The sequence below is a fragment of the Phytoactinopolyspora limicola genome, from assembly GCF_011320225.1.
Classification (GTDB): Bacteria; Actinomycetota; Actinomycetes; order Jiangellales; family Jiangellaceae; genus Phytoactinopolyspora; species Phytoactinopolyspora limicola.
Genome location: NZ_JAAOEN010000006.1, coordinates 67,114 through 83,001, shown reverse-complemented (window position 1 = coordinate 83,001; position 15,888 = coordinate 67,114). Strand labels below are relative to the sequence as shown.

General features: G+C 67.8%; 18 protein-coding genes and 1 pseudogene. 10 read left to right on the top strand and 9 right to left on the bottom strand.

Annotation, left to right across the window (positions count from 1 at the left end; genetic code table 11):
• The first annotated feature begins 191 nt into the window (after positions 1-191).
• The 4 genes from G8760_RS16045 to G8760_RS16030 all read left to right on the top strand — a co-directional run bounded on the left by G8760_RS16045 (position 192) and on the right by G8760_RS16030 (position 2,638).
• Positions 192-749 carry a class I SAM-dependent methyltransferase gene (locus G8760_RS16045; protein ID WP_166352924.1) on the top strand — a complete coding sequence of 186 codons (558 nt, stop codon included), beginning with the start codon at positions 192-194 and terminating at the stop codon, positions 747-749.
• A gap of 17 nt (positions 750-766) precedes the next feature.
• Positions 767-1,120 (top strand): type III PLP-dependent enzyme domain-containing protein, encoded by a 354-nt coding sequence (locus G8760_RS30295; protein WP_246222586.1) that lies wholly within the window; start codon positions 767-769, stop codon positions 1,118-1,120.
• Positions 1,121-1,150: 30 nt separating this feature from the next.
• Entirely contained in the window at positions 1,151-1,615 is a 465-nt protein-coding gene (locus G8760_RS16035; protein WP_166352922.1) for a RidA family protein, read from the top strand.
• A gap of 192 nt (positions 1,616-1,807) precedes the next feature.
• On the top strand, positions 1,808-2,638 hold the full coding sequence (locus tag G8760_RS16030; RefSeq protein WP_166352920.1) for an SDR family NAD(P)-dependent oxidoreductase: 831 nt from the start codon (positions 1,808-1,810) through the stop codon (positions 2,636-2,638).
• Positions 2,639-2,713: 75 nt separating this feature from the next.
• On the opposite strand, the gene G8760_RS16025 is transcribed toward G8760_RS16030, so the two are convergent.
• Together G8760_RS16025 and G8760_RS16020 are read right to left on the bottom strand one after the other, a co-directional pair.
• The gene (locus G8760_RS16025) at positions 2,714-3,100 is read right to left on the bottom strand and encodes a hypothetical protein (protein ID WP_166352918.1); all 387 of its coding nucleotides are present in this window, start codon (positions 3,098-3,100) and stop codon (positions 2,714-2,716) included.
• A 151-nt stretch (positions 3,101-3,251) separates the two neighbouring features.
• A complete protein-coding gene (locus G8760_RS16020) occupies positions 3,252-3,911 on the bottom strand; it encodes a pyridoxine/pyridoxamine 5'-phosphate oxidase (RefSeq protein ID WP_207782420.1) in 660 nt (219 codons plus the stop codon).
• A 276-nt stretch (positions 3,912-4,187) separates the two neighbouring features.
• Here G8760_RS16020 and G8760_RS16015 point away from each other — a divergent pair, with 276 nt between their 5' ends.
• Positions 4,188-5,213, top strand: a complete 1,026-nt coding sequence (locus G8760_RS16015) for a hypothetical protein (RefSeq protein ID WP_166352916.1) — start codon at positions 4,188-4,190, stop codon at positions 5,211-5,213.
• 73 nt (positions 5,214-5,286) lie between these two features.
• On the opposite strand, the gene G8760_RS16010 is transcribed toward G8760_RS16015, so the two are convergent.
• Genes G8760_RS16010 through G8760_RS16000 form a run of 3 tightly spaced genes read right to left on the bottom strand, consistent with a single transcriptional unit; the run spans position 5,287 to position 8,794 of the window.
• Entirely contained in the window at positions 5,287-5,784 is a 498-nt protein-coding gene (locus G8760_RS16010) for an NUDIX hydrolase (protein WP_166352914.1), read from the bottom strand.
• Between the two features lie 56 nt (positions 5,785-5,840).
• Positions 5,841-8,048, bottom strand: a complete 2,208-nt coding sequence (locus G8760_RS16005; protein WP_166352912.1) for an FtsX-like permease family protein — start codon at positions 8,046-8,048, stop codon at positions 5,841-5,843.
• On the bottom strand, positions 8,048-8,794 hold the full coding sequence (locus G8760_RS16000; RefSeq protein ID WP_166352910.1) for an ABC transporter ATP-binding protein: 747 nt from the start codon (positions 8,792-8,794) through the stop codon (positions 8,048-8,050). Before G8760_RS16000 ends, G8760_RS16005 begins: the two co-directional genes overlap by 1 nt.
• Before the next feature lie 172 nt (positions 8,795-8,966).
• Between G8760_RS16000 and G8760_RS15995 the strand changes: the two genes are divergently transcribed.
• The 5 genes from G8760_RS15995 (at position 8,967) to G8760_RS15975 (ending at position 12,051) form a co-directional block, all read left to right on the top strand.
• Positions 8,967-9,416 carry an SRPBCC domain-containing protein gene (locus G8760_RS15995; protein WP_166352908.1) on the top strand — a complete coding sequence of 150 codons (450 nt, stop codon included), beginning with the start codon at positions 8,967-8,969 and terminating at the stop codon, positions 9,414-9,416.
• Positions 9,413-9,787 carry an ArsR/SmtB family transcription factor gene (locus G8760_RS15990; RefSeq protein ID WP_166352906.1) on the top strand — a complete coding sequence of 125 codons (375 nt, stop codon included), beginning with the start codon at positions 9,413-9,415 and terminating at the stop codon, positions 9,785-9,787. The genes G8760_RS15995 and G8760_RS15990 overlap by 4 nt, the downstream gene beginning before the upstream one ends.
• Positions 9,788-9,875: 88 nt before the next feature.
• Positions 9,876-10,271, top strand: a complete 396-nt coding sequence (locus G8760_RS15985; protein WP_166352904.1) for a VOC family protein — start codon at positions 9,876-9,878, stop codon at positions 10,269-10,271.
• 93 nt (positions 10,272-10,364) lie between these two features.
• Positions 10,365-11,204, top strand: a complete 840-nt coding sequence (locus G8760_RS15980; protein WP_207782419.1) for an alpha/beta hydrolase — start codon at positions 10,365-10,367, stop codon at positions 11,202-11,204.
• 100 nt (positions 11,205-11,304) lie between these two features.
• A complete protein-coding gene (locus G8760_RS15975; protein WP_166352902.1) occupies positions 11,305-12,051 on the top strand; it encodes an SDR family NAD(P)-dependent oxidoreductase in 747 nt (248 codons plus the stop codon).
• A 95-nt stretch (positions 12,052-12,146) separates the two neighbouring features.
• Here G8760_RS15975 and G8760_RS15970 read toward each other — a convergent pair whose 3' ends face one another.
• The 4 genes and pseudogenes from G8760_RS15970 to G8760_RS15955 form a co-directional block, all read right to left on the bottom strand.
• On the bottom strand, positions 12,147-13,394 hold the full coding sequence (locus G8760_RS15970; protein WP_166352900.1) for a PP2C family protein-serine/threonine phosphatase: 1,248 nt from the start codon (positions 13,392-13,394) through the stop codon (positions 12,147-12,149).
• A gap of 101 nt (positions 13,395-13,495) precedes the next feature.
• Positions 13,496-14,320, bottom strand: coding sequence for an Fpg/Nei family DNA glycosylase (locus tag G8760_RS15965; protein ID WP_166352898.1), 825 nt, complete (start codon positions 14,318-14,320; stop codon positions 13,496-13,498).
• A gap of 261 nt (positions 14,321-14,581) precedes the next feature.
• Positions 14,582-15,058 (bottom strand): annotated as a pseudogene (locus G8760_RS15960) (ribose-5-phosphate isomerase); the annotation flags it as partial.
• A gap of 72 nt (positions 15,059-15,130) precedes the next feature.
• Positions 15,131-15,799: a mycothiol-dependent nitroreductase Rv2466c family protein gene (locus tag G8760_RS15955; RefSeq protein WP_166352893.1), complete on the bottom strand. Its 669-nt coding sequence runs from the start codon at positions 15,797-15,799 to the stop codon at positions 15,131-15,133.
• Between the last annotated feature and the right edge of the window lie 89 nt (positions 15,800-15,888).

The window sequence follows — 15,888 nt, the reverse complement described above, 5'->3', positions numbered from 1 at the left end:
ATCATCCCGCACTGCCACTCTCACAGGCCGCGCCGCGTCGCACAACCAGAATCACCAATTATGTCAGGAGAAGATCATCACGCGTTTCCTGGCATTACCTGATCATCACACCGGAAGATCACCGCCGCAAGATCCGTTGTTGTCACCCACCGCCATAGGTAGCGCGGAGTGAACCGGAGTACGCTGACGCGATGCAGAGGTTCGGCGCAATCACGGGTCGTATCTACGGCTGGTTGAACCGAGGCTCGGCGTCCAACCAGATCGTCGTCGACCTGGCAGACTTGCAGCCGACCGATCGCGCACTCGAGGTCGGCTGTGGCCCGGGTACCGCGGTCGCCCTGGCGGCCGAACGGATCGGCGCCGACCGGGTCGCGGCCATCGACCCGTCGGACACCTTTGTCGACATGGTCAAGAAACGTGTCCCCGGTGCGGACGTGCGGGTCGGCACCGCCGAGCAGCCACCGTTCGAGGACGCATCGTTTAGTGTCATCTGGTCGATCGCCGCGATGCACCATTGGGTCGACCGCGATGCCGGCCTCGCCGCCCTGAACGCCACCCTGGCCCCCGGCGGCCGGCTGCTGCTCGCCGAACGCCTCCTGCGCCGTCCCGGTCACGGCATCACCAATCAGCAGGTGAGCGAGGTCACGCAGGTCCTGGGAGGCCTCGGCTACGGCAGCGTCGAGACTCTCACTCGCCCCAACGGGCGCAAGACGATCATGGTCATCCGCGCCGTCCGGTCGGACGGCTAACCAGGCAACCGCGCGTCATCGGACTTCTGGGCGGCCCTCGAGGTCTGCGCGCGGGCACTCTGCCCCCTGCACCCAGCCTAGTCATCGGCGACGCGAGCAAACGCGATGCCGCTGCGGACGGTAGGCTGCCCGAGGCCCTCGGCCGGCTACGCGGTGGCCACTACACCGAACTGGCCGGCGGGACCATGACCGGCACCAAACACCAGCACGGTTACCCGTGCGTGGATCCGGATGGCGACGCCACGCTCGAGGTCGGCGACCTCGTAGCGCGCGGCCCCTCTCATCCGTGCACCACGTTCGACACGTGGCGGGTCATCCCGGTGGTCGACGACGCCTACCGGGTGATCTCCGCCGTCCGCACGTTCTTCTGATCCCGCATCAGCCGATCACGAGAGGTTCACATGAGCACCGCAGACCAGCAGCTGACCACCGCCATGCCCGAGGCACCCGCACCGCTACCCGCCTCCGCTCCGATCGAAGCCGTCGTCATCGACGAGGGTGTGGCGTATGTGTCCGGCCAGGTGGCGTTCGTCGGCGAAAGCGCGCCATTGCTCGGCAAGGTAGGCGCGGACGTTACCGTCGACCAGGCCATCGACGAGGCCCGCAAGGCGGCCGCCAACGGCTTGTACCGCCTGAAGGCGGCGCTGGGTTCGCTGGACGCCGTCGAACGCATCCTGAAGGTCACCGTGTTCGTCAACTCCACGCCCGACCTCACCCAGCAGCCGTCCGTAGCCAACGGAGCCAGCCAGCTGTTGATCGAGGTGCTCGGTGACCGGGGCCGGCACGCACGGTCCGCGGTCGGGGTCGCCAGTCTGCCGCTCGGGGTTCCGGTGGAGGTCGAGTTGGTCGCCCGCGTCGCGGCCTGACCTCCCCCTACCGCACCCCATCCCGCACCCGCCCTACCCCGCCCCTGTCCCCATGATCATGAACACTTTGCCGTGCTATGGCACGGCAAAGTGTTCATGATCATGGGGACAGGGGCGGACATATAGAATGAACTGCCCATTACGTCTAGTGATACGAGCGTGTATGGTACTGGTGACGTGTTGGGAGGGTGCATGGACATTCACGCCGGTTCGCCGGACGTCTCCACGCAGCCGCACACCGTGCCGGCCGGCCCCGGCCCTCGCTTGGCCGGGCGGGTCGCATTGATCACCGGAGCCTCCCGCGGCATCGGCGCCGCCGTAGCCCGCGCCTATGTCGCCGAAGGCGCGGCGGTGGCCATCGCACACGAGCCCCGTCCTGAACCCACCGAGCAGGCCGAGAAGCTCGCCGCCGAACTGGCCGGCATCGGAGGCCAGGCCATCCCGCTCGCCGCCGACCTCGCCGACCCGCAGGCGGCCGACACACTCGTCTCCTCCACGCGTGCCGAACTTGGACGGATCGACGTCCTGGTCAACAATGCCGCGGCCTCCTCCCGTGGGGCATGGCACCAGCTCACAGTCGACCAATGGGATCACGTTTACCAGGTCAACCTCCGCGGCAGCTGGCTGCTGACTCGGGCGGCCTACCCCGATCTGCGCGACAGCGGACACGGATGTGTCATCAACGTCACCAGCGTCATGGTCGAGACCGGCCAGGCCGGTTCGGTCCACTACACCGCGAGCAAGGCCGGAATCATCGGCCTGACCAGGGCGTTGGCTCGTGAGATGGGTGGCGAGGCGATCCGCGTCAACGCCGTCATGCCCGGCGCTATCCGTACCGAAAGCGAGGTCGACATCGCGCCGGACGCCAACGCCGTCATGGACACGATCCTCCCGGTCCAATCGCTGAAACGGCGCGGATACGCAGCCGACCTCACCGGTGCGTTCGTCTTCCTGGCCAGCGACGAAAGCAGCTTCATCACCGGACAAGTCATCAACGTCGACGGCGGCTGGGTCCACTACTGACGCTCCGCCCGCCAACTACCCCGTCGACATCACCAACCCGGTGGACTGTCCGACGACCACCACACACAACCGGTCTTACCGGCGGAGTGGCTCTGGAGACGTCGACGGCGCACTTCTGCGTACCGGCCCACGTTCCGGTACCCAGCTCGACGCCGACGGCTCGCTCACCGGCCCTTCGCCCTGGGCGTCAGGTTCGTCGGCTCGCTCATGCTCGGCGATCTTCTTGCGCAAGTAGTCGATCTCCCGGCGACGCGCCTGGACCTGCCGAACGCCGAAGGCGAGCAGGGCAAGCGCACCCACCAGCACCAGACCGGCGACCAAGCCAGCTGCGAAGACCCCCAACACGGTGGTGTGCACGCTGGATCCGAGCGCTTCCACGGTCACCGCCTCGCCGCCCTCCACCACTACGGCGATGACCAGCGCGATCACAGCGGCGAGTACCAGTACTGCCACTACGATCATGACCTGACCTCCACAATTTCCGCGCCGCGGCTGGTTCGGTCCGGTGGTGTGGCTTGTGGACCACGTGCCGCCACCGGGCCACCATCGAAGCGCGCTCGTGTGGTCATCATTTCCCGATCATGACGACGGGCAAACCCCCGGCAGGTCGGAGCTACGGCCACAACATCGTTCGCTGCCACCCTTCCCCGACCGCGTCGTAGCGCACTCTCACGTGAGACCGGTCGGGGCGGCCCTGCCAGAACTCCACCGATCTGGGACGCACCTGGTAGACCGTCCACGATTCCGCGACTACCTGAGGGTCTTCGGCGATCCGTCGGCGTGCATCGGCCTCGGCGGCTCGGTACTCCGCCGGATCGGCCATCTGCTGGCTCTGGTGCCCCACCAGGGTGGCGACCCTCGAGTCCATCGGCCGTTCCAAGAAGTCACGAGCGCTGGTCTCGGCGTCCATCGCGGACGCGACCCCTTCGATCCGGATCTGCCGTCCGCGCTGCGACCAGAGGAACGACAGCGATACTTGGGGATTCTCGGCGATGTGTGCGGCCTTGGGGCTGCTGGCGTGGGTGGCGACGTACCAGCCGGTGTCGTCGACGTCCTTGAGCAGCAACACCCGTGCCGAGACCCGGCCATCGGCGCCAGCAGTAGCCAGCGTGGTGGTATGGGGTGCGGGGACCCCGGTGCGGATGGCGTCGTCGAGCCACGACAGGAACAACCGCAACGGGTCGTCCGGCACCGCGGCGGGCTCGAAGTCCGGTAGCTCGTCCGGGAACACACGCAGCGACCGCAGCAAGGCTTGGACGTTGGACGCCGTCACGACTCATCCTCCTGAGGGTTCCGGTGGGGCGACCTCAAACCTATCCGGTCCGGCTCGCGTGGTCTCCGGACGGCTTCCCCACACCATCCCCCGGCTTCCCCACAGCATCCCCACGCATCGGTGATCGTTGCCGGATTTCTGTCGCCATAGCGACACGATCCCGGCAACGATCACCGGGCTGAGGGCGACTTTGGGATTCGCCAGACACCGCAGGCACTGGTCTAGGACACTGACGAGGGGTGGCCTGATCATCCATGGGCCGAAGGAGTGCACAACATGGCTAAGAGGTCGCGCGCGTGGATCACCCGGCTGATCTCCGTTGCCACCGTAGGGTGTGTCGCCGCGTGGGGTGCCGCGGCGCCGGCGACGTCCGCGCCTCCGCCCGAGCCCTCCCACGACGTGGCCAGCGACGACGACGCGGCAGCGGCCGACGACGCCACGGCGGAAGCGCTGAAGCTGGCCAACGCGTGGGTGCCCCAGAACCAGCAACTCCGGTTCGGTGCCGAGCCGTTGCGCTACGCCCGTGACGCCGCCCGCCAAGCCGCCGACGACGCGTCGTGTTCGATCTCGCACAACGCCGCCACGGCCATGGTGATCGCCATGACCTGGCCGGAGGTGTCGCCCTCCGGAGCCGCGCCGTCGCCGATGACGCTGTCGCGATACGACACCCAGCCCGCACTTGGCGATCCCCAGAACCGCGCGCCCGGGCTGTGGTTCCACCCCGGCATCGGCATGTGGCAGCTCGACTCTGCCGGCCTGGGCACCAACTACACCGCGGCGCAGGCTATGGACTCCCGATACGCGGCCAACCGGATGGCCCCCTTCATCGTCAACAAGTACTGCACGCGGATCAACAGCGGCGCCTCGCCGGCCGCGGCACGGGCGCACGCCTGGACCGACTGGGTGGCGTGCCGCCAAGGGGCATGCGAAGACACCTACCAGCGTGCGCTGTCCGGGGTCACCCCGGTCGACGGCGTCGACCGGCGCGGCGGCACGGAGATCCGTCGCTGCTGGTATCAGGGCGCGGCACATGACTGCGCGTTCGTGGATCCGGCGCGGGCCCAGGGCTCCAACTGGTGGGCGGCTCCCGGTGGCGGACGCTCGCCTATAGCGGCGCCGTTCTACGTGATCCGGCTGACCGGTGAGCGCACCGTCGAGCTGCGGTATTGGCTCTCGCGGGACTCCGGGGCCAGCACCGACGTCGAGGCGCGGCGTCCGTTCGGCGTCAATGCCCGCACCGGATTAACTTGGCGGACCGGACCCGGGTTGTGTGATCTCACCGCCTGGCGGGGCGACTGCTGACCACCCCCTCCCGGCCCTCCTCCCGGTGATCATTGGCTTTTAACCACCGGATCCGGTGGTTAAAAGCCAATGATCACCGGGAGGAGGGCCGGGAGGGGGTGGCGTCGAAGCCGAACGTGACAACCGGCGGCAGCGTATCCGCGTGAACGTGGCCCAGCACTAGGCGTTCGTGCGGGACCACCGGCTCCGGCAAGTCGTCGAGCGGAAACCACCGCAGGTCAGCCGTCTTGTCCGATTCGACGAGGCGAGGTGTGCTCGACCACTGCCAGCACTCGAAGAAGAAATCCACCCGCTCGTCGATCGGCAGCCCGGTGCCACCGGTTCGATGCATGACACACAGGGCGCGCAGGTGTCGCGGCTCTATCCGCACCCCCAGCTCCTCGGCGGCTTCCCGGCACCCGGCCTCGAACACCGACTCGGCCGCCTCGACGTGTCCGGCCGCTGCCATCGCCCACTTGCCATCCATGTAGCCGGTGTTCTGCCGCAATTGCAGCAGTACCTCGCTGCCGGCATCCCCGTGCCGGCGCAGCAACACGTACACCGCGGGCACCACCCGGAACCGTTCTGTCACGCCGGACACCCTATCCCCGAACCGCGCGGTCAGCGCCTTCACCGACACAGTCCGCGTCAGCGCTCGCTGGCGACGGTCAACTGCCTGGCGAGCAGCAACCTGCCGGGCACCAGAACCGCACCCAGTGAGAGCAGGGCGGCCACGGCGACCAGTCCGGCGTAGATCAGCGGCCGGATCCCGGGGATGGGATTCTCGGCCAGGATGATCCCTCCTGGTATCAGCGCTGCCAGCATGGCGATGGTCCCGATGACAACGGCGGTGCCGGCGACGACGAGCGCCTCCAACCGGAGCATGCCGAACAGTTGCCGTCGCGAGCCACCCACCACCCGCAGGAGGGCGAGTTCCCGTGCCCGCTCTCCGGTGCTGATCACCAGGGTGTTCACCACGGAGACAGCCACGTAGACCAAGAGCACACCGATCACCAGGTAGTTGATCCACGCTTCGTCTTCACGCAGCTCACCGAGCGTATCCAGGTATCCGTCGCCGCTGACAGCGACCACCTCCGGGTAGTCGGCCAGCACCCCGTCGAGGTCCGCCGGATCGCCGCCGTTGACCAGCACCTGATCGGTCAGCTGGCTGGTGGTGTGCGGCCGGACCAGGTCGTCCGGCACCGTCACCAGGCCGAAACCGAGGCCTCGTCCATAAATCGCGACGACGTCGAGCTCCATCGGCGTACCGTCACCGAGGTGGACCTCGACGGTGTCGCCCACGTCGGCCCGGAAGGCGGAGGCCGCCAACGTGCTCAGGGCGACGGTCGGCCCGGTCAGCTCGTCCAGCGAGCCGGCGCGCAGGTCGAGGTCCATGGCCTGGACGGCGTCCCCGGATACACCTTGCGCAACCATGGACGTCAGCACCGTCTCACCGAGTTCGCGGGTATACCCGGTGATTCCCGTGTGCACCACCTCGGTCACGGCCGTCACCCCGGGGAGGTCTCGGACCTGTGCGCTCACCCCGTCCGGCACGCCGGGTTCCTCCGGCGCCGCCACCAGAACGTGATCGGCGAGTAGTCCTGATCGCGCCTGACGGTCGGCGTTGTCCGCCATCGTCGTGTGGAAGAAGATCGTCACCCCGGCCAGCGCCACCAGCACCAGCAGCGGCGCCATCGCGCTGGCGAACCGACGGGTGCCGGAGGTCAGCGAGGCGACCGCCAGGTACCCCGATGTTGGCGCCAGTCGGATGAGCAGATTCCCCACAGCCCGCACGACCAGCCGCATCACGGCCGGTCCGATCAGCGCCACCGCGACCACGATCATCAGCACCGCACCCAGCGGCCCGGCCGCCGCGTCTTCCCCACCGGCGGCCGATGCCAGGATCAGGATCATCACTCCCAGCCCTAGGAAGGCGATACTTGCGATCACCCGCCCCTTGCCGAGGCCAGTGCGTTCGACGGCAGCTTCACCCAACGCGGAGACGGCGTTGATGCGGCTCGCCCGCCGCGAGGCTGTCCACCCGGCCAGCGACGCCACCGCCAGTCCGGTAGCGACGGCGATCAGCGCTGGCAGCGGCCCGATCGCCAGCTCGAAACTGGGATCGATGGCACCCCGGGCGACGAACTCACGATGCAGCCACCGCGCGACGACCACACCCGGCAGGACACCCAGCACTCCGGCGACCACCGCCACGAGCTGGATCTCGCGCAGGATCATCGACCGCACTTGTGAGCTGGTCGCTCCGATGGCTCGTAGGACCGCGATCTCCCGGCGTCGTTGCTGGATGAGTAGTCCGAACGTGCCGGCTACGACGAAGATCGCGATCATGACGGCGATGCCTCCGAAGCTGCCGGACAACGCCAGCATGAACTCCTGGCTCTCTGCCTGGTCCGGGAACTCGGCGGCGCCTCGGCCGCGGCCGGTGTAGGCGGTCAGGACGTCGGCGGGCAGCACGTCGGCGACGCGGGCGGCAAGATCATCGGGGTGGCCAGGCCCATGTACCCCCAGGGCCATCCCGGGATCCAGCCACTCGGTCCTCGTCACACCGTCGACCTCCGCGACCAGGGCCGCGACGTCGTCCGGCACGGACGCTCGTTCAGGGAGCGGGGCCCACAATGTGTCCTCACCCGTGGTGTCGGTTCGGCTGACCTCGTTCGCACCGGCCACGACCACCGGCGCTGCAGCGTAGCGGTCCGGTTGCGCGTGACCTCGGATGCCGGTCTCCATCAGGATCCCGCACGCGGTGACCACCGCACAGGCGAAGAACAATGCGACGAACGCTCCGACGAAACCCACCTTGCGGTCACGCAACGTCGCCAGTGCGAGCCAGATCATCACGCCACCTCAGCGCTGATCATCCGGCGGGCGATAGCTTCAGCGTCACCGGCGGGCATCCGCTCCACGACCCTGCCGTCGGCCAGGATCAGCACCGTGTCCGCGTACGACGCGACGACGGGGTCGTGAGTCACCATGATCACCGTTTGGCCTACGTCGTCGACTACCTCGCGGATCAGCCGCATCACGTCGGCGGCGGTACGGCTGTCCAACGCCCCGGTGGGTTCGTCGGCGAACAACACGTCCGGCCGGGCCACCAGCGCTCGCGCGATGGCGACCCGTTGCTGCTGGCCGCCGGAGAGCTGCGAGGGCCGGTGGTGGACGCGCTCGCGCAGTCCGACCCGGTCGATGATCTCGCTCAGCCAGGTCCGGTCCGGTCGTTTGCCGGCCAGACGCAATGGGAGGGTGACGTTGCCGAGCACGTCGAGCGCCGGGATGAGGTTGAAGGCTTGGAAGACGAACCCGGCGCGCTCGCGACGTAGCTCGGTGAGTCGCTTCTCGTTGAGGCTGGACAGGTCGGTCCGGCCGAGGAGCACCCGGCCCGACGTTGGAGTGTCCAGGCCGGCGGCGCAGTGCAGCAGAGTGCTCTTGCCCGATCCGGACGGGCCCATCAGTGCGGTGAAGCTGCCCTTCGCCATCGCGACGTTCACCCCGCGGAGAGCGTGTACCGCTGCCGAGCCCTCGCCGTAGACCTTCGTCACGCCGTCAAGCCGGACGGCGCTCGTATGCGTGTCGTTATCGCTCACGTAGTCACGCTATTGGTGCGTCGTAGCAGCTCACCATGGGTGAGTCCCCCCAAGCCGAGGTGGGGGAAACCCTACTCTTCCCTGGCGACGCCACCCTAATGCGCAAGCACAAAGTTGCACCTTCGGCGACAGATATGCAATTCTGAGGTTGCACTTTACGGAAGGAATGTTCATGCAGAACACCATCGACCGCGAGATCATCGTCCGCGCACCACTCACCCGAGTCTGGAGCGTCGTCACCCAACCCACCTACGTCAGCCGCTGGTTCGGCCAGCACGCCGAATTCGAGCTACGCGAAGGCGCCCCGGCCCAGTTCGGATGGGACGACTACGGCTCGTTCGCCGCCCGCATCGAGCGAGTAGAAGCACCACACAAGTTCAGCTTCCGCTGGGCGGAAGACCCAGACACGAGCCTCGACGACGGCCCGTCCACACTGGTGGAGTTCACCCTGACCGCCGTCGACCAACACTCCACCAAGGTCCACGTCGTCGAATCCGGATTCGCCGACTTCCCGGCCGCCCGGATCCGCGCCGCGATCGACGAACACGTACACGGCTGGCAGGTCGAACTCGATCATCTCGTCGCGTTCCTCCAGGAGCTGGACGGTGTGGCAACGTCATGACCACGACACACGCACCAAGCCGCGACATACCCGGCGTACCCGGCACCGTGTTCACCGCCATGGCCGACGACGTCCGTCGCGACCTACTCCAAACGCTCATCCACGACGGCGCCGCCACCGCGAGCCAGCTGGCCCGGAGCCGGCCCATCAGCCGACAGGCCATCGGCAAGCACCTTGAGGTGCTCAGCCAGGCCGCCTTGGTCCAGCCCCGCAAGGTCGGCCGAGAGGTTCAATACGTGCCGCAGGTCCAGACGCTACGCGACACGTCACGATGGCTGACGACGCTCGCCCGCCAATGGGACCGTCGCTTGGACCGATTGGCCCGCCTGGCCGAGTCCGACCCGGCCCACGACCGAACGACCAACGGCTAGCCACTCGAGGACCACCCGACGGGCGGCCGCTCGACGACTACCCGAGCTCTACCCGCCACCCCAACCCGCCCCATACGAGGAGATCAGCGTGAATCCGCAGTTCGATGGCAGCGTCAACATCGCCTTGAAGATCCCCAAGGCGAACTACCAGGACACTCTGGCGTTCTACCGCGACGTCCTGCGCCTGCCCGTCACCAAGGACGACCCGTCGTCCACACCCACGGTGGCCGAGACGCACCGCGTCACGTTCGGGGTGATCACCCTGTGGCTGGACCGGGTGGACACCTACAGCCGGCCCGACGTGTGGCTCGAGACGGAGACCACCAACCTCGACGCCGCCGTACAGCGACTGGCCGAGGCGGATATCCACCCGTGCGACGAAATAGAACCAATCAGCGGTCCGGGGCTCGACAGCCACTGGATCAAAGACCCGGCGGGGATCGTGCATCATCTCGTGCAGCACTCCATGCCGGCCGCGACCTGAGCCGGCGCGGGAGCTCAGCCCGTGATCGCTGCCCCGGTAGCGATCACGGGCTGAACGGCGATCCAGCCAGGTACTAACAGGCACACTTGAGGAATGGCCGGTTCCATCGTCAAGGCGGCGCTGATCATCGCCGGTGTCGTCGCCATCCTCGTAGCATTGTTGTGGCTGATGCAGCGCCGCCTGATCTATCTGCCCGACACGTCCGCCGTGCCACCCGCCGCCGAGGTGATCGCCGGTGGCGAGGATGTCACCCTGACCACTAGCGACGACGTGGAACTGGGCGCCTGGTACGTCCCGCCGCAGGGCGAGAACCGGGAGGTCACCGTGCTCGTCGCCAACGGGAACGGTGGCAACCGCGCCGGCCGGGCGGCGCTGGCCACTGCCCTCGCCGAGGCAGGTTTCGCCACGTTGCTGTTCGACTATCGCGGGTACGGGGGCAATTCGGGCAGCCCCAGCGAACAGGGGTTGGCGCGAGACATCCGCGCCGCATTGGACCACCTGACCAACAACCGCGGCGTGCCAGCCGAGCGACTGCTGTACTTCGGGGAAAGCCTGGGCACCGGGGTGGTGGCGGAGTTGGCGACCGAACACCCGCCCGCCGGCCTGCTCCTACGCTCGCCGTTCCCCGATCTCGCCGCCGCTGGCCGTCGACACTATCCGTTCCTGCCGCTCGGCTTGATGCTGCGTGACCGATACCCGGTGGCCGAACATGTCGCGGCGGTGAGAGTCCCGACGACGGTGGTATATGGAACCGATGATTCCATCATCCCGCCTGGGCTGAGCCGAGAGGTCGCCGGTGCTGTCGCGGGCCCCGTCGAAGAGGTCGCGATCGACGGGGCCGGCCACAACGACAGTGTCATGTTCGGTGGAACAGTGCTGGTAGAGGCCGTTGTTCGGCTGGCTGATCGGGCAGTGGGCGGCACCTACCCCTGACGTCGGGCCGCCCCGGCCCGGCGACCCCGGTGCGACGTGGCAGTCGTAGCAGCGCTGTACCATGACCCGAAAACATCGGACGAATTGCCGAGGAGGCGACATGGGTGGGATGGACGGCCTGACCGCGATCGTGACCGGAGGAGCGTCGGGTATCGGCCTGGCCACGGCGCTGCATCTCTCCGGACTCGGTGCCCGGGTAGCTGTTCTGGACCTCCACCCGGATGACGTTCCGGCGCCGCTGCTGGGAATACGGTGCGACGTCACCGACCGCGGATCCGTCACCTCGGCCGTGGACGACGCCGCGGCCGCCCTCGGCGGGATCGACGTGTTGGTCAACAACGCCGGCGTCGGCGCGATCGGGACGGTGGCCGACAACGACGATGCCGAATGGGCACGGGTGTTCGACGTCAACGTCACCGGCATGGCCAGAGTCAGCGCCGCCGCGCTTGGGTACCTGCGCTCGGCCCGACACCCGGCCATCGTCAATGTCTGCTCGATCGCCGCCACCGCGGGGCTCCCACAGCGGGCGCTGTATTCCGCCTCCAAAGGTGCGGTGCTGTCCTTGACCAAAGCGATGGCCGCCGACCACATCCGCGAGGGCATCCGGGTCAACTGCGTCAGCCCCGGCACCGCCGATACACCGTGGATCGGTCGCCTGCTCGCCCAGGCCGCCGACCCCGAAGCCGAACGTGCGGCGCTCAACGCCCGTCAGCCCACCGGCCGGATGGTCAGCGCCGACGAGGTGGCCCAGGCGATCGGCTATCTCGCGTCTCCGGCCGCTGGTTCCACCACGGGTATCAGCCTCGCCGTCGACGGCGGCATGCAGGAGCTACGCCTACGCAAGTAAGCGTCCGGCCCCTCACCCCTCCCCTTCCCGGTGATCATTGGCTTTTGACTACCGGATCCGGTAGTCAAAAGCCAATGATCACCGGGAAGGGGACATCAGGTGCGCCAGAGCAGGAGCAGGGCGCGATCGTCGGCGTCCGACGACGCCACCGCGTCGACCAGGGTGCCCGCGCCATGCCGAAAACCCTTGGTGACCAGGCGTTCCGCCTCGCCCTGGAGTTTGTCGATACCGTCGGCCAGGTCGCGGCGCGGCGCCTCCACCAACCCGTCGGTGTAGAGCATGAGCGCGTCGCCGGGGCGCAGCAATCCCGTGCTCGGCTCGTACACGTCTTTCTCGAACACGCCCAGCAGGCCGCCGGTCGCGTCGAGGGTGTCCCAGCGGCCGGATCCAGACTTGTAGTGGATAGCGGGCGGATGCCCAGCCGAACGTACCTCGAATCGCCCGGACGAGAGGTCGACCACCGCATGGACCGCCGTCGCGAAGCCTTCGGCCCACCTCTGTCGGAGCAGGTAGGCGTTGGCTGCCGGCAGGAACTCGGCCGGAGGCAAGGAGCCGAGCAGCCCCCCGAATGCTCCGGACAGCAGGAGCGCCCTGGTCCCGGCACCGTGACCTTTTCCCGACACGTCGACGAGGGCGACCTCGAGCATGAGCCCTTCCGACGAGCGGGCCGCGACCAGGAAGTCGCCGGAGAACTCCGAACGCCCGGCTGAGCGGTGGACGACGTCGATCTCCCACTCCGGTGGTAGCGGCGGCAGCTTGCCATGTGCGATCAGTCGGTCCCGGAGATCGACGAGCATCGACTCACCCGTCGTACCCGTCACTCCGAGCCGGGCCCTCGACCTCGCCAGCCCAAGCGCGACGGCAGCGGTGATGAGGACAACGACGGTCGCCCAGGCGTACTCGGCGCGGACCTCGCCCGCGGCACCCGCCACCACCAGGCATGCGAAAGCGGCGGCGATCACCCAGCGCAGGGAGTACAACGACAGCACGACACCGCCGACCACGATCGGCAGCACCAACACGCTCACCGGCAACGAACCCGACCACACCACGGTGGCCACCCCGAGGAGCAGCGTCAGGATCAGCAGCCCCGCCAGCAGGACGCCCTGGTGGGCCAACGAGTAATTCACGATGCGCACCAACCGGCGGAACGCTTGATTCTCGAGGAGGCGAGGACGGCCGGCCAGCATAGCCTTCACAGTAAGAGCTTCCGCCAACAGATGCTGGCGGGCTGAGCCAGTGGACGAGTATCGCCTGGCTTCGTTGTCGTCGTCGATCGATGGCTCCGCATCGACCTCCTCCTCCGCCTTGCCATGCTCGCTCCTCCACTGGCTCAGCTCCACCGATCTATTGGCGGAAGCTCTAAGCACACTAACCGCATCCGCGCAGGTGCTGAACCCATTCGGCAAGGACAGATGGGCGCTGTCCGTCGCCTACCGCACCCTCAAGCCTGACATTTAGGACACCAGAACAGATTTCTGGCAGCCACCTCCCGGATCCGGACCTCACTGCCGCACACCAAACACGGCTGCCCGGCCCGCCGATAGACGTAGACTTCGCCGCCGTGTGCGTCGACCCGGGGCGGCCGCCCCATCGCCGACGGCTCGTGTTCCGGCCGGACCGTGTCGATGCGTCCGGTGTCGACGCCGACCGTCATCAGCTCGACGAGATCAGCCCAGATACCCCGGAGGGTCTCCGACTCCACCCGCCGTCCCGGTGTCGCCGGGTCGAGCCCGGACCGGAAGAGCACCTCGGCGCGGTAGGCGTTGCCCACTCCGGCGATCACCGACTGATCCATCAGCAGCAGCGCCACCGGGCTGCGGCTGCGGGCGATGCGTTCCAATGCCGCGCTGGGGTCGTCGCCCCGGACCGGATCGGCGCCTAGCCTGGCATGGACGGCGGCCTTCTCCCCCGGTTCGATCACCACACACCGAGTGGGACCGCGCAGATCCGCGTGGGCAGCCGCCGTAGCCAACCGCATACGTACCTCGCCCCATGGCGGCTCGGCCGGGCCCTCGACGATCCGGAACTTCCCGTACAACCCGAGATGCACGTGTACCCAACGGTGCACGACACCGCGGATCGCCCCGCCACCGAAGCCGAGGAATAGGTGCTTGCCATGGGCGTCAGTCGTCTCCAAGACGGTGCCATCGAGCAACGCCGCGCTGTCCCGGAACCGGCCCTGCGGGCTGCTCACCGAGAGCGGTTCACCGGCGAACTCGGACCGCAGGTGGCGGGCGAGCCGGTGGATCGTATGCCCCTCCGGCACGTACCGTCCTCTCTATGGCTAGTCGGGACAAACGTGAAGAGCAGCGGCTCGATCAAGTAGACCGCCGCTCACAGGTCAACGTCTCTCGCTCACTCCGGGCCCGCGACGCTTCCAGGCCCAACCCTCAACAGCTCGCCGAAGCACTCGACAAACTGGAATCCAGCGGCGTACAGCGGTTCAGGCCGGTCGAGACGCCGTCGCTGGCGGCGAAGCTCCAGGATCACCCTGGGCCCCCCGATCGATCTGAGCACCCGAAGCGGCCGGAGCCCCCTGTGGAAGAGGCGGAAGCTCCCCCGACTCCTCGTACCGGCTAAGCATCTGGATCCGGTTGGTGTGCCGTTCGGCCTCCGAATACGGGGTGTCCAGGAACACCGTCACGAACCGGGCCACCTCGTCAAGAGTGTGCATGCGTGCGCCAACCGAGATGACACGGGCATCGTTGTGCTCGCGGGCTAGCCGGGCGGTCTCCTCCGACCACGCCAGCGCGGCACGGACACCCTTGACCTTGTTCGCCGCCATCTGCTCCCCGTTTCCGGAACCACCGAGGACGACGCCGAGGCTGTCCGGCTCGGCCGCGACCGCCTCGGCGGCGCGCAGACAGAACACGGGATAGTCGTCCAGGGCGTCATACTCGAAAGGGCCGTGGTCGACGACTTCGTGACCGGCGTGCCGGAGTTGCTCAACCAATTCGTTCTTGGCCTCGAAGCCGGCATGGTCGGTACCGATGTGGACGCGCATGCCGCCTACCCTAGTGCCGCCGTCGTCCCCTCACGTCCCACCCCCATTGTCCGGCCGGACAACTCGACAACGTCAGTCGAAGATGGGATCACGGGTACGGGTCCGCTTGATCTCGAAGAATCCGTCGTACGACGCCAAGGCCCGGACGCCGTCCCACAGCTGCCCCGCCGCCTCCCCCTTCGGCGCGGGTGAGATCACCGGCCCGAAGAACGCGTAACCGGCGACGGCGATCACCGGGGTGCCGACGTCCATACCTACCTGGTCCATGCCCGCGTGGTGGCTCTCCTTGAGCGCGTCGTCGTACTCGGTGCTGGCGGCGTAGTCCGCCAACGACTCCGGCAGCCCGACCGCCACCAGAGCCTCCCGGATGACGCCGGGAATGTCCGCCTTACGGGCCTGCACGTGGATCCGCTCGCCCATCGCGTCGTACAGCGGCTTGACGTACTGCTCGCCATATTGCAAACGCGCGGCGGTGATCACCCGCACCGGGCCCCAGGTCTGAGCCAGCAGCCGGGCGTAGCCCTCCTCGACCTCACGGCCTTCGTTGAGGTATCCCAGCGACATGACATGCCAGTTCACCCGGACCGGCCGGACCTTCTCGACCTCCAGCATCCAACGTGACGTGATCCACGCCCATGGGCACCGTGGATCGAACCAGAAGTCGACAGCTTCCCGTTTCTCGCCTGCCTGCGCATCGGCCGAAACGTCGATGGAAACGCCGCCCTGATCGGTGACCGTCATCAAACACACCCCTCGCATCGTCGGGTCATCGTGAACCAAGGGCACCCCACATCCGCGGCGCTGCCCTCATTTCCGGCAACCCATACCGG

Coding starts and splice junctions, on each gene's coding strand:
- G8760_RS15990 (WP_166352906.1), top strand. CDS start 9,413: ATGACCACGACACACGCACCAAGCCGCGACATACCCGGCGTACCCGGC.
- G8760_RS16030 (WP_166352920.1), top strand. CDS start 1,808: ATGGACATTCACGCCGGTTCGCCGGACGTCTCCACGCAGCCGCACACC.
- G8760_RS15955 (WP_166352893.1), bottom strand. CDS start 15,799: ATGACGGTCACCGATCAGGGCGGCGTTTCCATCGACGTTTCGGCCGAT.
- G8760_RS16015 (WP_166352916.1), top strand. CDS start 4,188: ATGGCTAAGAGGTCGCGCGCGTGGATCACCCGGCTGATCTCCGTTGCC.
- G8760_RS15995 (WP_166352908.1), top strand. CDS start 8,967: ATGCAGAACACCATCGACCGCGAGATCATCGTCCGCGCACCACTCACC.
- G8760_RS15975 (WP_166352902.1), top strand. CDS start 11,305: ATGGGTGGGATGGACGGCCTGACCGCGATCGTGACCGGAGGAGCGTCG.
- G8760_RS16025 (WP_166352918.1), bottom strand. CDS start 3,100: ATGATCGTAGTGGCAGTACTGGTACTCGCCGCTGTGATCGCGCTGGTC.
- G8760_RS15980 (WP_207782419.1), top strand. CDS start 10,365: ATGGCCGGTTCCATCGTCAAGGCGGCGCTGATCATCGCCGGTGTCGTC.
- G8760_RS16045 (WP_166352924.1), top strand. CDS start 192: ATGCAGAGGTTCGGCGCAATCACGGGTCGTATCTACGGCTGGTTGAAC.
- G8760_RS16035 (WP_166352922.1), top strand. CDS start 1,151: ATGAGCACCGCAGACCAGCAGCTGACCACCGCCATGCCCGAGGCACCC.
- G8760_RS16005 (WP_166352912.1), bottom strand. CDS start 8,048: ATGATCTGGCTCGCACTGGCGACGTTGCGTGACCGCAAGGTGGGTTTC.